The sequence below is a fragment of the Enterobacter sp. 22452 genome, assembly GCF_052045065.1.
Taxonomy (GTDB): Bacteria; Pseudomonadota; Gammaproteobacteria; order Enterobacterales; family Enterobacteriaceae; genus Enterobacter; species Enterobacter mori.
Window position 1 is genome coordinate 498797 of sequence record NZ_JBQEOB010000003.1, and the last position, 21078, is coordinate 519874.

The window sequence follows — 21078 nt, forward strand, 5'->3', positions numbered from 1 at the left end:
TTCCCTGGTGTTGGCGCAGTATTCGCGCACCCCGGTTAAGCCGGGGTCATTTTTTTCTGGCATCCACCCAGGCTTTCAGTACCGCCACATCGTTTTGCCACTCTTGTTTCATCTCTTCAACCCATTCACCAACATTATCTTCCCACGCAGGTAAATCAGGCGATTGAATCTGTTGACCCAGCTGCTGCAGATGGCGTAAACCCACCGATCCGGCCGCACCTTTGATTTTGTGCCCCTCTTCAACGATACCTTTCCGATCGCGCGCCGTCAGGTTGGACTCAAGCACGCTCAAGTAGCCCGGCATCATTTTTTCGAATACCGCCAGACCATCGGTAATCAGTTTTGGCCCCACCAGATCGATATACTGCTCCAGCATCGCGGTATCGAGTAGGGTATGTGCTTTCGCGCTATCAACAGACGTCATGGTGCTCTCCTTTTCATCACGGGTATCCCAGAACTTCTTGATCATGGCGGTCAGGGCAGGCACCGCCAGCGGCTTGCTGAGCACATCATCCATACCGGCATCGAGGTACTCTTTTTTGTCTTTCAGTACGTTCGCCGTCAGCGCCACCAGCGGCGGCAGCTCATCGGCAGCATATTTGCGCGTAAGCTCACGGGAGATATCCAGCCCGGTCATGTCCGGGAGCTGGATATCCAGCAGGACGAGGTCATACTCGCCAGGCGTAAACATCTCCAGCGCCGCTTTACCGGTCATCGCCACATCCACGCTGTTACCAAGTTTTTCCAGTACGGAACGCGCCACAATCACGTTCAGTTCGATGTCCTCAACCAGCAGAACATGCAGAGCGGGCAGCGGCATATCGTCGTTCTCAAAGGTATCTTCCACCTCTTCAGCCACCGCGGGCGCATGCACGGTCAGGGTAAAGGTTGAACCTTTGCCCGGATGGCTGGCAACAGTGATATCACCGCCCATGCTTTTCGCCAGACGTTTCGACACCGCCAGACCAATACCGGTCCCGGTCGCCGGTTTACCGCCGTTACTGTCTTTTACCTGGTAGTACATGGCAAAGATCTTATCCTGCTCTTCCTGCGGAATGCCGATACCCGAGTCCTCAACCTCGAAGTGCAGCATGTCCCCTTCGTCATAGCGAATACGCACCGCAACCCGCCCCTTCTGGGTAAACTTCACGGCGTTGCTGATCAAATTCCACAGGATCTGGCGCAGGCGCGTGCCGTCCGTCACCACTTTATGCGGCAGCGGCAGGGTTGGCTCCATCACAAAGCTCAGCCCTTTTTGCTGGGCCTGCAGGCCGGAGAGGTTCTCCAGGTCTGCCAGGAAACCGGTGAAATCCACCGGCTGGTTATCAAGCTGCACCTTACGGCGCTCCATTTTATCCATGTCGATAATATCGTTAAAGATATTGCCCAGCGTGACTGCCGAGACATGGATCGTTTTGAGGTATTTTTCCTGCTCGCCGGTCAGGTCGGTGTCGAGAAGAATACGGCTCAGCCCAACGATGCCGTTCAGCGGCGTACGCAGCTCGTGGCTGATGGTTGAGATAAAGGTGGTCTTGTCGCGGCTGGCGCGTTCCAGCGCATCCTGATAGCGCTTACGCTCGGTGATATCGCGGCCAAAGCCCATCAGACCGTGGCGTTTCCCCACGCGGTCGTAATACGGCACTTTGCGAATCTCAAAGCAGGCTTTACGCCCGTCGGGATAATCCAGCCACTGTTCATAGGTGAGCGACACGTTGTGGCGGAAGACTTTTTCATCCGTCTCCATCACTTTGGCAGCCGCTTCTTCAGAATAGACATCCTGCGGTTTGAGGTTAACCAGCTGTTTTTCACTTTTGCCGGTCAGCAGCTCCATTGCGCGGTTACAGCCGGAGAATTCTTTATCTTCGTTACGATAGAAAACCAGATCCGGCGAGGCATCCAGGAAGGAGCGCAGGAAAGAGGATTGTTGTTCGAGCTGGATCTGCGTCACTTCGCGCTCTTTCATCTCGATTTTCAGTTGCTCCAGCGTAGCCTGACGTTCAGCTTCAGCCTTCTCGCGGTCCGAAATCTCCTGATTCAACTGCGCAATATTATCCTTGAGCTGGACGTTAAGCTTGAGATCGCGCTCGCGCATCTCTTCCAGCTTATCCACCAGTTTTGATAAACGCTGACGGGACTCCTCCAGTTGCTCCACGACCACCGACAGGAAATAGACCGCCCACGGCGTGATCAACAGGCCGAAGAAAATAGAGCGGATCACGTCGATGCTTTCAACCTGACCATGCAGAACCATGGTCACGGCCATTTGCACGACAATCGCCAGAACGACCAGCGCCAGTGCCAGCAGTAAGGAGAAACGCACCAGCCCGAGCTTCATCATCAGGTCGACGTAATACTGGGCCAGCATTCGAATTTGCTTCATAGGGGATCCCTTCACGACGTTATCGCTCAATAATACTCAAATTCGCGGCGAGGCGTTGAAGGTTGTGAGAAAAAGTGCGGGGTGAAACAGGTGATTAGCCTCGCTTCCGGCAAACCGGAAGCGAGGAGAGAACAATCAGGAACGTCTGAGCAGCAGCCAGAGGCTGATCAGGAAGAAGCTGGCGCTTGGCAGCAGCGCGCCGATAATCGGCGGGATACCGTAAACCAGCGTCAACGGACCGAAGATCTGGTCGAGGACGTAGAACACAAAGCCGAAGCTGATCCCGGTCACGACGCGCACGCCCATCGGCACGCTACGCAATGGACCGAAGATAAACGACAGCGCCATCAGCATCATTACCGCGACAGACATCGGCTGGAAAATTTTGCTCCACATATTGAGCTGATAACGCCCGGCGTCTTGTCCACTCGACTTCAGATACTTCACGTAGTTATGCAGGCCGCTGATAGAAAGCGCATCAGGGTCCAGCGCAACCACGCCCAGCTTGTCCGGCGTCAGGTTGGTTTTCCAGGTACCGGAAACCGTCTGCGTCCCGGTGATCTGTTTCGGATCGTTCAGGTCAGACTCATCCACCTGTGAGAGACGCCACTGTTTGTGTTCAGCATCAAATTTTGCAGAGGAGGCGTGACGCACAGACTTCAAACGACGTTCATCGTTAAAGGTGTAAATACTCACACCGCCCAGTTCGTCATCACCTTTCACGCGCTCGATATAGACGAAGCTATTACCGTCTTTCGCCCACAGACCTTGCTGCGTTGAGAGCAGTGAGCCGCCGTACATGGCCTGAGCGCGGTAGTTACGCGCCATCTGTTCGCCCTGCGGCGCCACCCACTCGCCAATCGCCATGGTCAATAGCACCAGTGGGATCGCGGTTTTCATGACGGACAGCGCAACCTGCATACGGGTAAAGCCGGAAGCCTGCATCACCACCAGTTCGCTACGCTGCGCCAGCATCCCCAGCCCCAGCAGCGCGCCGAGCAAGGCCGCCATCGGGAAGAAGATTTGCACGTCTTTTGGCACGCTGAGCAGGGTATACATCCCCGCGCCCAGCGCGTCATAGCTCCCCTGCCCGGCTTTTTTCAGCTGGTCGACAAACTTGATAATGCCGGAGAGCGACACCAGCATGAACAGGGTCATCATGATGGTGGTAAAAATCGTTTTACCGATATAGCGGTCAAGAACGCCAAATGCCTGCATTAGATGGCTCCTTTACGCGTAAACCGGGCACGGATTCGACGCATTGGCACCGTATCCCACAAGTTGAGGCCCACCGCCAGCAGCAGATACAGACCATTCACTACCCAGGTCCAGACAACCGGGTCAATTTTCCCTTTGCCACCGTTGGACTTAATTGACGTCTGGAGCAGGAAGAACACCAGATACAACAGCATGGCCGGAAGCATCGACAGCACGCGTCCCTGACGCGGGTTCACCACGCTCAGCGGAACAACCATCAATGCCATCATAAACACGGTGAATACCAGCGTGATGCGCCAGTGCAGTTCAGCACGCGCACGATCGGTATCGGTGTTGATCAGGGTACGCATATCCATCTGTTCGGTGTCAGTCGGATCGAGCGCGACGGCCTGATGACCAATAATCGCCTGGTAGTTCTGGAAATCGGTGATACGGAAATCGCGCAGCATCGCTGTGCCTTCAAAGCGCGTCCCTTTGTTCAGCGTCACAACCTGGGAACCATCTTTACGCTGTGCCAGTTGACCAGAATCAGCGACCACCACGGAAGGACGGGCGTTACCTTTGGTACGTAACTGAGCAAGAAACACATCGTTAAAGCGGCTGCCGTCAACGCTTTCGATAAAGAGAACTGAGTTACCGTCGGTGGCCTGCTGGAACTGGCCCTGGGCCAGCGCGGCCAACCCCGGGTTAGCTTTTGCTTCCGCCAGCACTTCGTCCTGATGACGAGATGACGCCGGGCCTGCCCACATGACGTTTACGGCAGCAACGATCCCCGTGAACAACGCCAGCACCATAGCCGCTTTCACCAACACGGCTTTGCTTAAGCCGCAGGCGTGCATCACCGTGATTTCACTTTCGGTATACAGCTTACCGAGCGTCATCAGTAAACCGAGGAAAAGGCTTAACGGCAGAATGAGCTGCGCCATTTCAGGCACGCCTAATCCGAGCAGAGAAAGCACCAGATTTGTTGGGATTTCACCGTCAACCGCCGCGCCGAGGATCTTGACCAGCTTCTGACAGAAAAAGATCAGAAGAAGGATAAAGAGGATCGCCAGTTGGCTCTTCAGCGTCTCCCGCACCAGATATCTTATGATTATCACTTTAAATACGCCCGTTAAAACTCGTCTTTTGCAGGAATTTAGCTTGTTTCATGGCTTAAACGTCATTTATTCTCTTGAGTCGTCGAAATCATCGCTAAGATTAAAAAACCCGGCGGATTCGCGCTTCAGAACATTTAATGACGTGCCGAAACCGTAGTAACGTAAGATTAACACGAAGTCACCACAACCGCGGACATGAGTTACGAAAGGTTTCAATTCTATCCGTAGCTGCCGCCGTTGTCTTTAAGATTCAGGAGCGTAGTGCATGGAGTTCAGTGTAAAAAGCGGTAGCCCGGAGAAACAGCGGAGTGCCTGCATCGTTGTGGGCGTGTTTGAACCGCGCCGACTCTCCCCGATCGCCGAACAACTCGATAAAATCAGTGACGGCTACATCAGCGCCCTGCTGCGCCGTGGCGAACTGGAAGGTAAACCTGGGCAGACGCTGTTACTGCACCATGTTCCGAACGTCCTGTCCGAACGCATTCTGCTGATTGGCTGCGGCAAAGAGCGTGAGCTGGATGAGCGTCAGTATAAGCAGGTGATTCAGAAAACGATTAATACCCTGAATGATACCGGCTCAATGGAAGCCGTCTGCTTCCTGACTGAACTGCACGTCAAAGGCCGTAACACCTACTGGAAAGTGCGCCAGGCCGTCGAAACCGCAAAAGAGAGCCTGTACAGCTTCGACCAGCTCAAGACCAATAAAAGCGAGCCGCGCCGCCCGCTGCGTAAAATGGTCTTCAACGTGCCTACACGCCGTGAGCTGACCAGCGGCGAGCGCGCTATTCAGCACGGTCTGGCGATTGCCGCCGGTATTAAAGCCGCTAAAGATCTCGGCAACATGCCGCCAAACATCTGTAACGCCGCGTACCTGGCCTCTCAGGCGCGTCAGCTGGCGGATTCCTACAGCAAGAATGTCATCACTCGCGTCATCGGCGAACAGCAGATGAAAGAGCTGGGAATGCACTCTTATCTGGCGGTCGGCAACGGCTCGCAGAACGAATCCCTGATGTCGGTGATTGAGTACAAGGGCAACCCGTCCGAAGACGCGCGCCCGATCGTGCTGGTCGGTAAAGGCCTGACCTTCGACTCCGGCGGTATCTCCATCAAGCCTGCCGAAGGCATGGACGAGATGAAGTACGACATGTGCGGTGCGGCGGCGGTTTACGGCGTCATGCGCATGGTCGCTGAGCTTCAGCTGCCGATTAACGTCATCGGCGTGCTGGCGGGCTGTGAAAACATGCCTGGCGGTCGCGCTTACCGTCCTGGAGACGTGCTGACTACCATGTCCGGCCAGACTGTTGAAGTGCTGAATACCGACGCCGAAGGCCGTCTGGTGCTGTGCGACGTGCTGACCTACGTTGAGCGCTTCGAACCTGAAGCGGTGATCGACGTGGCAACGCTGACCGGCGCCTGCGTGATTGCGCTGGGTCACCACATCACCGGCCTGATGTCGAACCACAACCCGCTGGCACACGAGCTTATCGGCGCGTCCGAACAGGCCGGTGACCGCGCGTGGCGTCTGCCGCTGGGCGATGAGTTCCAGGAGCAGCTGGAGTCCAACTTTGCGGATATGGCAAACATCGGCGGTCGTCCTGGCGGTGCGATCACCGCGGGCTGCTTCCTGGCGCGCTTCACCCGCAAGTACAACTGGGCGCACCTGGACATCGCGGGCACCGCATGGCGCTCCGGTAAAGCCAAGGGCGCAACCGGTCGTCCGGTCGCGCTGCTGTCGCAGTTCCTGCTTAATCGTGCGGGTTTTAACGGCGACGAGTGATGAAAAACGCCGGGTGGCGGCTTCGCCTTACCCGGCCTACAGCGTTACTCAACCGTAGGCCGGGTAAGCGTAGCGCCACCCGGTTTTGCATTTAAATCCACGACAAGAAGCCCCATATATGAAGAATGCAACGTTCTACCTTCTGGACAACGACACGCATCAGGATGGCCTCAGCGCCGTCGAACAACTGGTGTGTGACATTGCCGCAGAACGTTGGCGGGCAGGTAAACGCGTGTTGATTGCCTGTGAAGATGAGCAGCAGGCGATTCGCCTTGATGAAGCGCTGTGGGCCCGCCCGCCGGAGAGTTTTGTGCCGCATAACCTGTCGGGCGAAGGCCCGCGCGGTGGCGCACCGGTCGAAATTGCCTGGCCGCAGAAGCGCAACAGCAGCGCGCGCGATATTCTCATTAGCCTGCGGGTAGACTTTGCAGATTTTGCCACCGCTTTCACAGAAGTGGTAGACTTTGTCCCTTACGAAGAATCTTTGAAACAACTGGCGCGCGAACGCTATAAAGCGTACCGCCTGGCTGGTTTTAACCTGAATACGGCAACCTGGAAATAATGGAAAAGACATATAACCCACGCGATATCGAACAGCCGCTTTACGAGCACTGGGAACAGCAGGGCTATTTCAAGCCTAACGGCGACGAAAGCAAAGAGTCCTTCTGCATCATGATCCCGCCGCCGAACGTCACCGGCAGTTTGCATATGGGACATGCTTTCCAGCAGACCATCATGGACACCATGATCCGCTACCAGCGCATGCAGGGTAAAAACACCCTGTGGCAGGCGGGGACTGACCACGCGGGTATCGCGACCCAGATGGTGGTTGAGCGTAAAATTGCCGCTGAAGAAGGTAAAACCCGCCACGACTACGGTCGCGATGCGTTCATCGACAAAATCTGGCAGTGGAAGGCAGAATCCGGCGGCACCATTACCCGCCAGATGCGCCGTCTCGGCAACTCCGTGGACTGGGAGCGCGAGCGCTTCACCATGGACGAAGGCCTGTCCAACGCCGTGAAAGAAGTCTTCGTGCGCCTGTATAAAGAAGACCTGATTTACCGCGGCAAGCGCCTGGTAAACTGGGATCCGAAACTGCGCACCGCAATTTCTGACCTGGAAGTGGAAAACCGCGAGTCTAAAGGCTCCATGTGGCACATCCGCTATCCGCTGGCCGACGGCGCGAAAACCGCCGACGGCAAAGATTACCTGGTGGTCGCAACGACGCGTCCGGAAACCCTGCTGGGCGATACCGGTGTCGCCGTTAACCCGGAAGATCCGCGTTATAAAGATCTGATCGGCAAATTCGTGGTGCTGCCGCTGGTGAACCGCCGTATTCCGATTGTGGGCGACGAACACGCCGACATGGAAAAAGGCACCGGCTGCGTAAAAATCACCCCGGCGCACGACTTCAACGACTACGAAGTCGGCCGTCGTCACGCCCTGCCGATGATCAACATTCTGACCTTCGACGGCGATATCCGCGAAAGCGCAGAAGTGTACGACACCAAAGGTGAAGAATCCGACGTTTACTCCAGCGACATCCCGGCTGAGTTCCAGAAGCTGGAACGTTTTGCCGCGCGTAAAGCGATTGTGGCTGCCGTCGACGCGCTCGGACTGCTGGAAGAGATAAAACCTCACGATCTGACCGTGCCGTACGGCGACCGTGGCGGCGTGGTTATCGAGCCGATGCTGACCGACCAGTGGTACGTGCGTGCCGACGTGCTGGCGAAACCGGCGGTGGAAGCGGTTGAGAACGGCAGCATTCAGTTCGTGCCGAAGCAGTACGAAAACATGTACTTCTCCTGGATGCGCGACATTCAGGACTGGTGTATCTCCCGCCAGCTGTGGTGGGGTCACCGTATTCCGGCATGGTACGACAACGACGGCAACGTCTACGTTGGCCGCACCGAAGACGAAGTGCGTCAGGAAAACAACCTGAGCGCTGACGTTGCCCTGCGTCAGGACGAAGACGTGCTGGACACCTGGTTCTCCTCCGCGCTGTGGACCTTCTCCACGCTCGGCTGGCCTGAAAACACCGACGCGCTGCGTCAGTTCCACCCAACCAGCGTGATGGTGTCCGGTTTCGACATTATCTTCTTCTGGATTGCCCGCATGATCATGATGACCATGCACTTCATCAAAGACGAAGACGGCAAGCCGCAGGTTCCGTTCCATACCGTCTACATGACCGGTCTGATCCGCGACGACGAAGGCCAGAAGATGTCCAAGTCCAAGGGTAACGTTATTGACCCGCTGGACATGGTTGACGGTATCTCTCTGGAAGAGCTGCTGGAAAAACGTACCGGCAACATGATGCAGCCGCAGCTGGCTGAGAAAATCCGCAAGCGCACCGAGAAGCAGTTCCCGAACGGGATTGAATCTCACGGTACCGACGCCCTGCGCTTTACCCTGGCGGCGCTGGCCTCTACCGGCCGTGACATCAACTGGGACATGAAGCGTCTGGAAGGCTACCGTAACTTCTGTAACAAGCTGTGGAACGCCAGCCGCTTCGTGCTGATGAACACCGAAGATCAGGATTGCGGCTTCAACGGCGGCGAAATGACCCTGTCGCTGGCGGACCGCTGGATCCTGGCGGAATTCAACCAGACGGTGAAAGCGTTCCGCGACGCGCTGGACAGCTACCGCTTTGATATCGCCGCGGGCATCCTGTACGAATTCACCTGGAACCAGTTCTGCGACTGGTATCTGGAGCTGGCGAAGCCGGTGATGAACGGTGGTTCTGAGGCGGAGCTGCGCGGCACGCGCAACACGCTGATTACCGTTCTGGAAGGTCTGCTGCGCCTGGCGCATCCGGTCATTCCATTCATCACCGAAACCATCTGGCAGCGCGTGAAGGTAATTGCAGGCATCAACGCTGACACCATCATGCTGCAGCCGTTCCCGGAATTCGATGCGGCGAAGGTTGATGAAGCGGCGTCTGCGGACACCGAGTGGCTGAAACAGGCGATCGTTGCGGTACGTAACATCCGTGCTGAAATGAACATTGCCCCAGGCAAACCGCTGGAGCTGCTGCTGCGCGGCTGCAGCGAGGCTGCGGTGCGTCGCGTCAGCGAGAACAACACCTTCCTCAAGACCATGGCGCGTCTGGAAAACATCACCGTGCTGCCTGCTGATGACAAAGGTCCGGTTTCCGTGACCAAAATCATCGACGGCGCCGAACTGCTGATCCCGATGGCGGGCCTGATCGACAAAGACGCCGAACTGGCGCGTCTGGCGAAAGAAGTGGCGAAAGTCGACGTGGAAATCGGCAAAATCGAAAGCAAACTGGCGAACGAAGGCTTTGTGGCCCGCGCGCCGGAAGCGGTCATCGCCAAAGAGCGTGAACGTCTGGTTGCTTTCGCCGATGCGAAGACCAAACTGATTGAGCAGCAGGCGGTTATTGCAGCCCTGTAATGCTTTTACCCCTTACGCTTCAGGGCGTAAGGGGTAACCTTCCTGAAAACTCCTCGCTTGCACTCCCCTTTCTGCGGTGCTATTAACAGCAGTTGTGTGTCAATTTTTGTCATGAGTAATGCTATGAGCGTGATTACCCCCGTCGCGACGACAATGCGTCGGATCACTGAGCAGGACAACCCGGCCATTGCCGCTGTTATCCGCACGGTTTCCGCCGAATATGGCCTGACGGCCGATAAAGGCTACACCGTGGCCGATCCTAATCTCGATGAGCTTTTCCATCTGTACAACCAGCCCGGCCATGCCTACTGGGTTATCGAGCAGAATGGCAAGGTCGTGGGCGGCGGCGGCGTGGCACCACTGAGCTGCAGCGAGCCGGATATTTGTGAGCTGCAGAAAATGTATTTTCTGCCGTCGGTTCGCGGACAGGGTCTGGCGAAAAAGCTGGCGCTGGTCGCCCTGGAACATGCGCGCACCCAGGGTTTCAAACGCTGTTACCTCGAAACCACCGCCTTCCTCAAAGAGGCCATCGGCCTGTATGAGCATCTCGGCTTTGAGCATATTGATGCACCGCTGGGCTGTACCGGCCACGTTGATTGTGAAGTCAGAATGCTGAAAAGTCTGTAACTTCCGTTCCTGCCCTCTTCTGTTAAGCGGCTGTAAACTGGATGCTCTACACTCACAGTTCACACCATAACAGGGGAAACACGATGTCGAAGATAAAAAGCTACGCCGCACCGCAGGCGGGTGCAGAACTTGAGCTGTACGAGTACGATGCGGGCGAACTAAAAGCAGAAGACGTCGAAGTACAGGTTGATTACTGCGGGATCTGCCACTCGGATCTCTCGATGATCGACAACGAATGGGGCTTCTCCAGCTACCCGCTGGTTGCCGGGCACGAAGTCATTGGCCGCGTCGTGGCGCTTGGTAGCGCCGCGCAGGACAAAGGGCTGAAGGTAGGCCAGCGCGTGGGCATTGGCTGGACGGCACGCAGCTGTGGTCACTGCGACGCCTGTATCAGCGGCAACCAGATCAACTGCCTCGAAGGCGCCGTTCCCACCATCCTGAATAAAGGCGGTTTTGCCGACAAGCTGCGCGCCGACTGGCAATGGGTCATCCCGCTGCCGGACAGCATTGATATCGAATCCGCCGGTCCGCTGCTGTGCGGCGGTATCACCGTCTTCAAACCCCTGCTGATGCACCATATCACCGCCACCAGTCGTGTGGGCGTGATCGGTATTGGCGGTCTGGGCCATATCGCCATCAAGCTGCTGCACGCGATGGGCTGTGAAGTCACGGCATTCAGTTCTAACCCAGCGAAAGAGAAAGAAGTGCTGGCGATGGGTGCGGATAAAGTGGTGAACAGCCGCGATCCGGAAGCGCTGAACGCGCTGGCGGGTCAGTTTGATCTGATCATCAACACCGTTAACGTGGATCTCGACTGGCAGCCGTACTTTGAAGCGCTGGCCTACGGCGGTAACTTCCACACCGTGGGTGCGGTAATGAAGCCGCTGCCGGTTCCGGCGTTTACCCTGATCGGCGGGGATCGCAGCGTGTCAGGCTCCGCGACCGGTACGCCGTTTGAGTTGCGCAAGCTGATGAAGTTTGCCGGACGCACCAAAGTGGCCCCGACCACCGAACTGTATCCGATGTCGAAAATCAACGAAGCGATCCAGCACGTGCGTGACGGCAAAGCCCGCTACCGCGTGGTGTTGAAAGCGGATTTTTGATGTGACATTGCCGGGGTATGTGCGGCCTGATGCTCTCACCCCAACCCTCTCCCACTGGGAGAGGGCGCAAACACTATAAACGGTAACGGTTGTTACCGTTTTGCTTCTACCATGGCCTTAAACACCTCTGCCACCGCGACCGCACCCGGATCCATCACCCCGTCCAGATTCTCTTTATTCACATACGACGAGCGCCCCGCTCCGGCTTTCTCCATTTTCGCCGTTGCCTCTGCCCCCTGCTGTGCCGCCTGCGCCGCTGACTGAAGATCTTTTTTCTGCAAGGCCTCCAGCGCCGGTTGTAGCGCGTCGATCAGCGTGCGATCGCCAAGATCTGCACCACCATACTGCTTCATCTGCGCCAGTCCGCTGAGCAATGCCTCCGGTAGCGGCTGTCCATCGTGAAGCTTTTGTCCGGCCGCCGTGAAGAAGATCGACATCAGCACCCCGCTCGATCCGCCCATCACCGTCGCCAGCCGCTCGCCCACCAGCAGCAGCAGCGTCGACACGTCGTTCAGCGGAAGTTTGTGCTTCTCCAGACGCTGCGCAATATCCCGCGCGCCTTGCGCAAAGGTAGAGCCCGTATCACCATCGCCCACTTTCGCATCCAGCGCGTTCAGGCGATTTTCAAGTTCGATCAGCGTCCCGGTTACCGAGGAGACATACTCACTCACCCGCGGGTTTTCCGACGGGGTGTATTCCACACGATCGTGAATGGCGCTATGCGCAACGGTACGCAGCGGTGCAAACGCCACCGGCTTCTGCCAGCCCAGCGTCTCGACCTCGGCGTGAATCGCCTTTTCGAAGAAATCGTTGAGCTTCAGCAGCGTCAGAGAAAAGCCTTTCATGTCCAGCGCGCTCACCAGCGGCGCCGGACCAATCAGGTACGCAATGTTCTCTTTCAGCGCCGAATGCGCCAGCTCTTTGGTCAGCAACGCCATTTCGAGCGCCGAGACGCCGCCGAGGTTGTTAATCAGCACGGCAAAGCGCCCTTCGCCTGCCTGCGCTTTGAGCGGTGTCACCAGCGTGTCGATAATCGCTTTGCTGTTTTGCGTATCCACCACGGACGCCCCCGGCTCACCGTGAATGCCCAGTCCCAGCTCGACGTGGCCTTGCTTAATCCGCCCCTCTTCCTCGTCGCTACCGGGTAGGTTGCACGTTTGTATCGCAACGCCCAGGCTCCAGAGGTTGTCGCAGGCCTGTTGCGCAATATCCCGCACCTCACTCAACGATTTCCCGTGCTCCGCCGCATAGCCCGCAATCTTATGCACCAGCGCCGTACCGGCAATACCGCGCGGCTGCTTGTTGTCCGGCAGCGCGATATCGTCTGCCACAATCACCATCTCCACCTTCAGGCCGTAGCGTTTGGCCTTTTCTGCCGCCAGACCAAAATTCAGGCGGTCACCGGTGTAATTTTTGACGATCAGCAGGCAGCCGCGATCGCCCGTGACCGCCACAATGGCATTCAACACCGCATCCACGCTCGGCGAGGCAAACAGGTCGCCACACACTGCCGCCGTGAGCATCCCTTTTCCGACAAACCCAGCGTGCGCCGGTTCGTGGCCGGAACCCCCACCTGAGATCACCGCTACGCGGCTTTTATCCCAGTCACCGCGCGCAACAATTCGAATGGCAGGATCAACATCAAGCTTGACGAGGTTTCCGTGCGGAGCAGAAATCAGAATGCCTTCAATAGCATCGTTGACCAGTTGTTTGCGATCATTAAAAAAGAATCTGGACATACATTCCCAAAATGTTGTGAACCGTATGCAAAAGCATAGTCCGCGCTGGATAATGCGCCGCAAAGTCAGGAATTTACTCAACCAAATTGCGACCAGTTTGCCTATACTCCACCCAGGACAAAGAGAGGAAGCGCATCATGAGTACACCATTGTTAATTGCCCGGACGCTGGAAAAAGAGCTGTATTTACTGCCCGCGATGGCGAACCGCCATGGTCTGATCACCGGAGCGACCGGGACGGGGAAAACCGTCACCCTGCAAAAGCTGGCGGAGTCGCTTTCGGAGATTGGCGTACCGGTCTTTATGGCTGACGTGAAAGGCGATTTAACCGGTGTGGCTCAGGAAGGGACGGCCTCTGAAAAACTGCTCGAACGGCTGAAGAATATTGGCATCACGGACTGGACGCCGCATAGCAATCCGGTGGTGGTGTGGGATATCTTTGGTGAGAAAGGCCACCCGGTGCGCGCCACCGTCTCCGATCTCGGTCCTCTTCTCCTGGCGAGGCTCCTTAACCTCAACGACGTGCAGTCCGGCGTGCTGAACATTATCTTCCGCATTGCCGACGATCAGGGACTGCTTCTGCTTGATTTCAAAGATCTGCGCGCCATTACCCAGTACATCGGCGATAACGCCAAATCCTTTCAGAACCAGTACGGCAATATCAGCAGCGCCTCGGTAGGGGCCATTCAGCGTGGGTTGCTGACGCTGGAGCAACAGGGGGCCGAACACTTTTTCGGCGAGCCGATGCTGGATATCAAAGACTGGATGCGCACCGACAGCAGCGGCAAAGGCATCATCAACATTCTGAGTTCAGAAAAGCTCTACCAGATGCCAAAGCTCTACGCCGCCAGCCTGCTGTGGATGCTCTCCGAACTGTACGAACAGTTACCCGAAGCGGGCGATCTGGAAAAACCGAAGCTGGTCTTCTTCTTTGACGAAGCGCACCTGCTGTTTAACGACGCGCCGCAGGTATTGCTGGATAAAATTGAACAGGTCATTCGCCTGATCCGCTCCAAAGGCGTTGGCGTCTGGTTTGTGTCGCAAAACCCATCGGATATCCCGGATAACGTGCTCGGTCAGCTGGGCAACCGCGTGCAGCACGCCCTGCGTGCCTTTACGCCAAAAGATCAGAAAGCGGTGAAAGCCGCCGCGCAAACCATGCGCGCCAATCCGGCCTTTGATACCGAAGCGGCGATTCAGGCGTTAGGCACCGGTGAAGCGCTGATCTCGTTCCTGGATGCGAAAGGCAGCCCGTCCGTGGTGGAACGCGCTATGGTGATCGCGCCCTGCTCGCGCATGGGGCCGGTTACTGACGATGAACGCAACGGCCTGATTAACCACTCTCCGGTTTACGGGAAGTACGAAGACGAAGTGGACCGGGAGTCCGCATTCGAGATGCTGCAAAAAGGGGTTCAGGCGACGACGGAATCGCAGGATGCGCCTGCCGCAAAAGGGCAGTCTGTCGTCGTGGATGACGGTATTCTCGGGGGGCTCAAAGACATCCTGTTCGGCAGCACCGGGCCGCGCGGCGGCAAGCGCGACGGCGTGGTACAAACCATGGCGAAAAGCGCCGCACGACAGGTCACCAATCAGATAGTGCGCGGCATGCTGGGGAGCCTGTTAGGCGGCCGTCGCCGGTAGACGAGGAACCCACGGGCGGCCAAGCGCCGCCCCCTGTACACCGTTCTCCTGTAGATAGCGGTCGATTTCCACCATCCCCGTCCAGCGGTTCTCACACCATAGCGGTGCCAGAAGCGTTGGACGGCGGGCGCTGGCGGAGATGCGGTGGTAGACAATTTCCGGCGGCGTGTGGCGAATCATCTCCCCTGCCGTCACCGTATAGTCGTCGAGCTCAATACCGCTTAACCGCCCGGCTTCCCAGGCTTTCGCCATAATGCTTCCCGTAACGATATGCAGCGGATGCAGCTTAATGCCGTCCACGCCGGTCTCAACCACCTTTTCCAGCGTTTCAAGACCATGCTGTTGACCTTCACCGGGTAACCCAACAATCAGATGCGAACAGACTTTCAGCCCACGCTCACGGGCCAGCCGCGTGGTGCGCTGGTAGCAGGCGAAATCATGACCGCGATTGATGCGGTGCAGGGTTTTGTCGTGCGCGGTTTGCAAGCCCAGCTCCAGCCAGATCTCGTAGCCTTGTTCTTTGTACTCGCTGAGCAGGTCCAGCACCGCGTCCGGTACGCAGTCCGGGCGCGTCCCCACGCACAGCCCTACGATGTTAGCCTGGCTGACCGCCTGCTGATACATCGAGCGCAGCACCTGCACCTCCGCCCACGTGCTGGTGTAGGCCTGGAAATAGGCCAGATACTGCTTCGCGCGGTTCACCAGGCTCGCCTGATGCGCGAGCTGTTCCGCGATAGAGTGATGCTGCTGAGCTTCGTCAGCAAAGGACGCAACGTTACAGAAGGTGCAGCCGCCGCGCCCGATGGTGCCATCGCGATTCGGGCAGCTAAACCCGCCGTGCAGCGTCAGCTTATGAACCTTTTGTCCGTATCGCTGCAAAAGATCCCCACCAAACATATTGACTAATTTCTGTAACTGCATAATCTGATAGACCGTCCCGGAGAAAGGGGACAAGCCTGCCATTTTTAGCCTCTGTCGGCGATGACCTGGATCAATCGCCCTGGACGGCCTTTATCCATATGAATAAATACTCAAGATTACTGCAATTTCATTCACGCCACTCGTGATTACTTTTCCTTATGTTCTGATTGTTTTTTTCATTTATAGCGCCACCACTGAAAAACAGTGGGTTTATGCGGGTTTGCAGTCAATGCCAGATTATTATTCTGCTATAAAACGGCTATTCAGCACGCTACATTGATAATACCGCTTTCATATAGTGAGTCAGATCACACTCCGCTGCGTCCTGTCAGGGCATACAATCAATGTAAAAATAGTTAAATACCCTTTAATTACAATCAGATAAACTCTCTTTAGCACATTTTTGTATAAATAAGATTGCCATTTGACCTGTGTACCAATTCCCGATAAGTTGGAAATCCGCTGGAAGCTTTCTGGATGAGCGGCCTGCTCATCATATTTATGCAGTAATTGAGATTCCCTCTGAAGCAAGTCCTCAAACTTGTTTACCTGCGCGAAAGGATGAAAAAGAGGGCGAATGCGAGGTCCGCGTATGAAACGCAAACCCCGTCGCCATGCTCTTTCTGTGCCTGTGCGCCACGGTAAAGTTCAGTGGGAAGCCCGACGAGCCTGGGGAGGTTCACTGATATGTTGTACGATAAATCCCTTGAGAAGGATAACTGTGGTTTCGGCCTGATCGCCCACATAGAAGGCGAACCTAGCCACAAGGTAGTGCGTACTGCTATTCACGCACTGGCCCGTATGCAGCACCGTGGCGCCATCCTGGCTGATGGTAAAACCGGCGACGGTTGCGGTCTGCTGCTGCAAAAACCGGATCGTTTCTTCCGCATCGTGGCGGAAGAGCGCGGCTGGCGTTTAGCCAAAAACTACGCTGTCGGCATGCTGTTCCTGAATCAGGATCCTGAAAAAGCTGCCGCCTCACGCCGCATCGTCGAAGAAGAACTTCAGCGTGAAACCCTGTCTATTGTCGGCTGGCGCGATGTGCCAACCAACGAAGGGGTGCTCGGTGAAATCGCCCTCTCCTCGCTGCCTCGTATTGAACAGATTTTCGTTAACGCGCCTGCGGGCTGGCGTCCACGTGATATGGAACGCCGTCTGTTCATCGCCCGCCGCCGCATTGAAAAACGTCTCCAGGACGATAAAGAGTTCTACGTCTGTAGCCTCTCTAACCTGGTGAACATCTATAAAGGTCTGTGTATGCCGGCTGACCTGCCGCGCTTCTACCTGGACCTGGCGGATCTGCGTCTGGAATCGGCCATTTGCCTGTTCCACCAGCGCTTCTCCACCAACACCGTTCCACGCTGGCCGCTGGCTCAGCCGTTCCGCTACCTGGCGCATAACGGTGAGATCAACACCATCACCGGTAACCGCCAGTGGGCCCGCGCCCGTACCTATAAGTTCCAGACGCCACTGATCCCTGACCTGCACGATGCCGCGCCGTTCGTGAACGAAACCGGCTCTGACTCCAGCTCCATGGATAACATGCTGGAACTGCTGCTGGCAGGCGGGATGGACATCGTGCGCGCCATGCGTCTGCTCGTGCCACCGGCGTGGCAGAACAACCCGGATATGGATCCGGAGCTGCGCGCGTTCTTTGACTTTAACTCCATGCACATGGAGCCGTGGGACGGCCCGGCGGGCATCGTGATGTCCGACGGTCGTTTTGCCGCCTGTAACCTGGACCGTAACGGTCTGCGTCCTGCGCGCTACGTCATTACTAAAGACAAGCTCATCACCTGTGCCTCTGAGGTTGGGATCTGGGATTACCAGCCTGACGAAGTGGTCGAGAAAGGCCGCGTCGGTCCGGGCGAGCTGATGGTTATCGACACCCGCGGTGGGCGCATCCTGCACTCCGCCGAAACCGATCACGATCTGAAAAGTCGCCATCCGTACAAAGAGTGGATGGAGAAAAACGTCCGTCGTCTGGTGCCGTTCGAAGATCTGCCGGACGAAGAAGTGGGCAGCCGCGAGCTGGACGACGATACCCTCGCTAGCTTCCAGAAGCAGTTTAACTACAGCGCGGAAGAGCTGGACTCCGTCATCCGCGTACTGGGTGAAAACGGTCAGGAAGCGGTCGGCTCCATGGGTGACGATACCCCGTTTGCCGTGCTCTCCAGCCAGCCGCGCATTATTTATGACTACTTCCGTCAGCAGTTCGCGCAGGTCACCAACCCGCCGATCGATCCGCTGCGTGAAGCGCACGTGATGTCGCTGGCAACCAGCATCGGTCGCGAGATGAACGTCTTCTGCGAAGCCGAAGGCCAGGCGCACCGTCTGACCTTTAAATCGCCGATCCTGCTGTACTCCGATTTCAAACAGCTCACTACGCTGAAAGAGGATCACTACCGCGCCGACACGCTCGATATTACGTTCGACGTGACCGAGGCGACCCTCGAAGAGACGGTGAATGCGCTGTGTGACAAAGCCGAACAGATGGTGCGTAACGGTACCGTTCTGCTGGTACTGTCCGACCGCAATATCGCGAAAAACCGTCTGCCGGTCCCTGCGCCAATGGCGGTGGGCGCAATTCAGACGCGTCTTGTCGATAAGAGCCTGCGCTGCGACGCCAACATCATTGTTGAAACCGCCAGCGCCCGCGACCCGCACCACTTTGCCGTGCTGTTAGGCTTTGGCGCGACGGCGATCTATCCGTACCTGGCCTACGAAACGCTGGCCCGCCTGGTGGATACCCGCGCCATCGACAAAGATTACCGCGCGGTGATGCTGAACTACCGTAACGGCATCAACAAAGGCCTGTACAAGATCATGTCCAAAATGGGCATCTCGACCATCGCCTCCTACCGCTGTTCGAAGCTGTTTGAAGCGGTCGGTCTGCATGACGATGTGGCCAACCTCTGCTTCCAGGGCGTGATCAGCCGTATCGGCGGTGCCGGTTTTGCTGACTTCCAGCAGGATCTGGTGAACCTGTCCAAACGCGCCTGGCTGGCACGTAAGCCGCTGGATCAGGGCGGTCTGCTGAAATACGTTCACGGCGGCGAGTATCATGCTTACAACCCGGACGTGGTGCGCACGCTGCAGCAGGCGGTTCAGAGCGGCGAATACAGTGATTATCAGCAGTACGCTGAACTGGTAAACAACCGTCCGGCGGCGACGCTGCGCGACCTCATTGCCCTCAATCCGGGTGATGAAGCGGTCAGCATCGACGAAGTAGAGCCTGCGTCCGAACTGTTTAAGCGCTTCGACACCGCGGCGATGTCCATCGGCGCGCTGAGCCCGGAAGCCCACGAAGCATTGGCGGAAGCCATGAACAGCATCGGCGGCAACTCCAACTCCGGCGAAGGCGGTGAAGATCCGGCCCGTTACGGCACCAATAAAGTGTCCCGTATCAAGCAGGTGGCCTCAGGTCGCTTTGGCGTCACGCCAGCGTACCTGGTCAACGCCGACGTGATTCAGATTAAAGTCGCTCAGGGTGCAAAACCGGGCGAAGGCGGTCAGCTGCCAGGTGATAAAGTCACCCCGTACATCGCCAAACTGCGCTATTCGGTACCGGGCGTGACGCTGATCTCCCCGCCGCCGCACCACGATATCTACTCTATCGAGGACTTAGCGCAGCTGATTTTCGACCTGAAACAGGTCAACCCGAAAGCGATGATCTCCGTGAAGCTGGTTTCCGAACCGGGCGTTGGTACCATCGCCACCGGTGTGGCGAAAGCCTATGCGGATCTCATCACCATCGCCGGCTACGATGGCGGCACCGGTGCAAGCCCGCTCTCCTCCGTGAAATACGCGGGCTGCCCGTGGGAGCTTGGCCTGGTAGAAACCCAGCAGGCGCTGGTGGCTAACGGTCTGCGTCACAAGATCCGCCTGCAGGTGGACGGTGGTCTGAAAACTGGCCTCGACATTATCAAGGCGGCAATCCTCGGCGCGGAAAGCTTCGGCTTCGGTACCGGCCCGATGGTTGCGCTGGGTTGTAAATACCTGCGTATTTGCCACCTGAACAACTGCGCAACCGGTGTTGCGACCCAGGACGAGAAGCTGCGTAAGAACCACTATCACGGCCTGCCGTTCAAAGTGACCAACTACTTTGACTTCATCGCCCGTGAAACCCGCGAGCTGATGGCGCAGCTGGGCGTGAAGCGCCTGGTCGACCTGATTGGTCGTACCGATCTGCTGAAAGAGCTGGAAGGCTTCACCGCGAAGCAGCAGAAGCTGGAGTTGAGCAAGCTGCTGGAAACCGCGCAGCCGCATCCTGGCAAAGCGGTTTACTGCACCGAGAACAACCCGCCGTTTGATAACGGCGTGCTGAACGCGCAGCTGCTGCAGCAGGCGAAACCGTATGTGGACGAGAAGCAGAGTAAAACGTTCTGGTTCGATATCCGCAACACCGACCGTTCTGTGGGTGCCTCCCTCTCCGGTTATATCGCGCAAACGCACGGTGACCAGGGGCTGGCAGCGGATCCGATCACCGCGCACTTCAGCGGTACCGCGGGTCAGAGCTTCGGCGTGTGGAACGCAGGCGGCGTTGAGCTGTACCTGACTGGCGATGCCAACGACTACGTTGGTAAAGGCATGGCGGGCGGTCTGCTGGCGGTGCGTCCTCCGGTCGGCTCAGCCTTCCGCAGCCATGAAGCCAGCATTATCGGTAACACCTGCCTGTACGGCGCGACCGGCGGTCGTCTGTTTGCTGCAGGTCGTGCGGGCGAGCGTTTTGCGGTGCGTAACTCTGGTGCTATCACCGTGGTGGAAGGCATTGGCGATAACGGTTGTGAATACATGACGGGCGGGATTGTTTGCGTAATGGGTAAAACCGGCGTGAACTTCGGCGCGGGCATGACGGGCGGTTTTGCGTACGTCCTGGACGAAGACGGTGAGTTCCGCAAACGCGTGAACCCGGAGCTGGTGGAAGTGCTGGACGTTGAAACGCTGGCTATCCACGAAGAACACCTGCGCGGTTTGATTACCGAACACGTGCAGCATACCGGTTCTTCGCGCGGTGAAGAGATCCTGGCGAACTGGCCTGCGTTCTCAGCGAAATTCGCGCTGGTTAAACCGAAGTCCAGCGATGTTAAAGCCCTGTTGGGTCACCGTAGTCGTAGCGCAGCAGAGCTGCGCGTGCAGGCGCAGTAAGGAATTCA

General features: G+C 57.0%; 12 protein-coding genes. 7 read left to right on the top strand and 5 right to left on the bottom strand.

Annotated elements, in window-relative coordinates; all coding sequences use genetic code 11:
• Window positions 1-46 precede the first annotated feature (46 nt).
• From arcB to lptF, 3 genes are all read right to left on the bottom strand, one after another.
• Window positions 47-2380, bottom strand: a complete 2334-nt coding sequence (gene arcB, locus ACTJJA_RS12305) for an aerobic respiration two-component sensor histidine kinase ArcB (RefSeq protein ID WP_440668192.1) — start codon at window positions 2378-2380, stop codon at window positions 47-49.
• A gap of 135 nt (window positions 2381-2515) precedes the next feature.
• Window positions 2516-3598, bottom strand: a complete 1083-nt coding sequence (lptG, locus tag ACTJJA_RS12310; protein ID WP_440668194.1) for an LPS export ABC transporter permease LptG — start codon at window positions 3596-3598, stop codon at window positions 2516-2518.
• A complete protein-coding gene (gene lptF / locus ACTJJA_RS12315) occupies window positions 3598-4698 on the bottom strand; it encodes an LPS export ABC transporter permease LptF (protein ID WP_089597752.1) in 1101 nt (366 codons plus the stop codon). Before lptF ends, lptG begins: the two co-directional genes overlap by 1 nt.
• Window positions 4699-4963: 265 nt before the next feature.
• Here lptF and pepA point away from each other — a divergent pair, with 265 nt between their 5' ends.
• The 5 genes from pepA to ahr all read left to right on the top strand — a co-directional run bounded on the left by pepA (window position 4964) and on the right by ahr (window position 11622).
• Entirely contained in the window at window positions 4964-6475 is a 1512-nt protein-coding gene (pepA, locus tag ACTJJA_RS12320) for a leucyl aminopeptidase (protein ID WP_010436084.1), read from the top strand.
• A gap of 118 nt (window positions 6476-6593) precedes the next feature.
• On the top strand, window positions 6594-7037 hold the full coding sequence (gene holC / locus ACTJJA_RS12325; protein WP_010436086.1) for a DNA polymerase III subunit chi: 444 nt from the start codon (window positions 6594-6596) through the stop codon (window positions 7035-7037).
• Window positions 7037-9892, top strand: a complete 2856-nt coding sequence (locus ACTJJA_RS12330) for a valine--tRNA ligase (protein WP_440668197.1) — start codon at window positions 7037-7039, stop codon at window positions 9890-9892. The genes holC and ACTJJA_RS12330 overlap by 1 nt, the downstream gene beginning before the upstream one ends.
• Before the next feature lie 123 nt (window positions 9893-10015).
• A complete protein-coding gene (locus tag ACTJJA_RS12335; RefSeq protein ID WP_010436090.1) occupies window positions 10016-10519 on the top strand; it encodes a GNAT family N-acetyltransferase in 504 nt (167 codons plus the stop codon).
• An 83-nt stretch (window positions 10520-10602) separates the two neighbouring features.
• Window positions 10603-11622, top strand: coding sequence for an NADPH-dependent aldehyde reductase Ahr (gene ahr, locus ACTJJA_RS12340; RefSeq protein ID WP_029739607.1), 1020 nt, complete (start codon window positions 10603-10605; stop codon window positions 11620-11622).
• A 92-nt stretch (window positions 11623-11714) separates the two neighbouring features.
• On the opposite strand, the gene ACTJJA_RS12345 is transcribed toward ahr, so the two are convergent.
• A complete protein-coding gene (locus ACTJJA_RS12345; RefSeq protein WP_440668199.1) occupies window positions 11715-13361 on the bottom strand; it encodes a dihydroxyacetone kinase subunit DhaK in 1647 nt (548 codons plus the stop codon).
• Window positions 13362-13498: 137 nt separating this feature from the next.
• Between ACTJJA_RS12345 and ACTJJA_RS12350 the strand changes: the two genes are divergently transcribed.
• The gene (locus ACTJJA_RS12350) at window positions 13499-15001 is read left to right on the top strand and encodes a helicase HerA-like C-terminal domain-containing protein (RefSeq protein ID WP_440668201.1); all 1503 of its coding nucleotides are present in this window, start codon (window positions 13499-13501) and stop codon (window positions 14999-15001) included.
• Here ACTJJA_RS12350 and ACTJJA_RS12355 read toward each other — a convergent pair.
• Entirely contained in the window at window positions 14981-15922 is a 942-nt protein-coding gene (locus tag ACTJJA_RS12355; RefSeq protein WP_440668275.1) for a TIGR01212 family radical SAM protein, read from the bottom strand. The genes ACTJJA_RS12350 and ACTJJA_RS12355 overlap by 21 nt on opposite strands.
• 687 nt (window positions 15923-16609) lie before the next feature.
• Here ACTJJA_RS12355 and gltB point away from each other — a divergent pair.
• Window positions 16610-21070 (top strand): glutamate synthase large subunit, encoded by a 4461-nt coding sequence (gene gltB, locus ACTJJA_RS12360; RefSeq protein ID WP_440668203.1) that lies wholly within the window; start codon window positions 16610-16612, stop codon window positions 21068-21070.
• Window positions 21071-21078 lie beyond the last annotated feature (8 nt).

Coding starts and splice junctions, on each gene's coding strand:
- arcB (WP_440668192.1), bottom strand. CDS start 2,380: ATGAAGCAAATTCGAATGCTGGCCCAGTATTACGTCGACCTGATGATG.
- lptG (WP_440668194.1), bottom strand. CDS start 3,598: ATGCAGGCATTTGGCGTTCTTGACCGCTATATCGGTAAAACGATTTTT.
- pepA (WP_010436084.1), top strand. CDS start 4,964: ATGGAGTTCAGTGTAAAAAGCGGTAGCCCGGAGAAACAGCGGAGTGCC.
- holC (WP_010436086.1), top strand. CDS start 6,594: ATGAAGAATGCAACGTTCTACCTTCTGGACAACGACACGCATCAGGAT.
- ACTJJA_RS12330 (WP_440668197.1), top strand. CDS start 7,037: ATGGAAAAGACATATAACCCACGCGATATCGAACAGCCGCTTTACGAG.
- ACTJJA_RS12335 (WP_010436090.1), top strand. CDS start 10,016: ATGAGCGTGATTACCCCCGTCGCGACGACAATGCGTCGGATCACTGAG.
- ahr (WP_029739607.1), top strand. CDS start 10,603: ATGTCGAAGATAAAAAGCTACGCCGCACCGCAGGCGGGTGCAGAACTT.
- ACTJJA_RS12345 (WP_440668199.1), bottom strand. CDS start 13,361: ATGTCCAGATTCTTTTTTAATGATCGCAAACAACTGGTCAACGATGCT.
- ACTJJA_RS12350 (WP_440668201.1), top strand. CDS start 13,499: ATGAGTACACCATTGTTAATTGCCCGGACGCTGGAAAAAGAGCTGTAT.
- ACTJJA_RS12355 (WP_440668275.1), bottom strand. CDS start 15,922: ATGCAGTTACAGAAATTAGTCAATATGTTTGGTGGGGATCTTTTGCAG.
- gltB (WP_440668203.1), top strand. CDS start 16,610: ATGTTGTACGATAAATCCCTTGAGAAGGATAACTGTGGTTTCGGCCTG.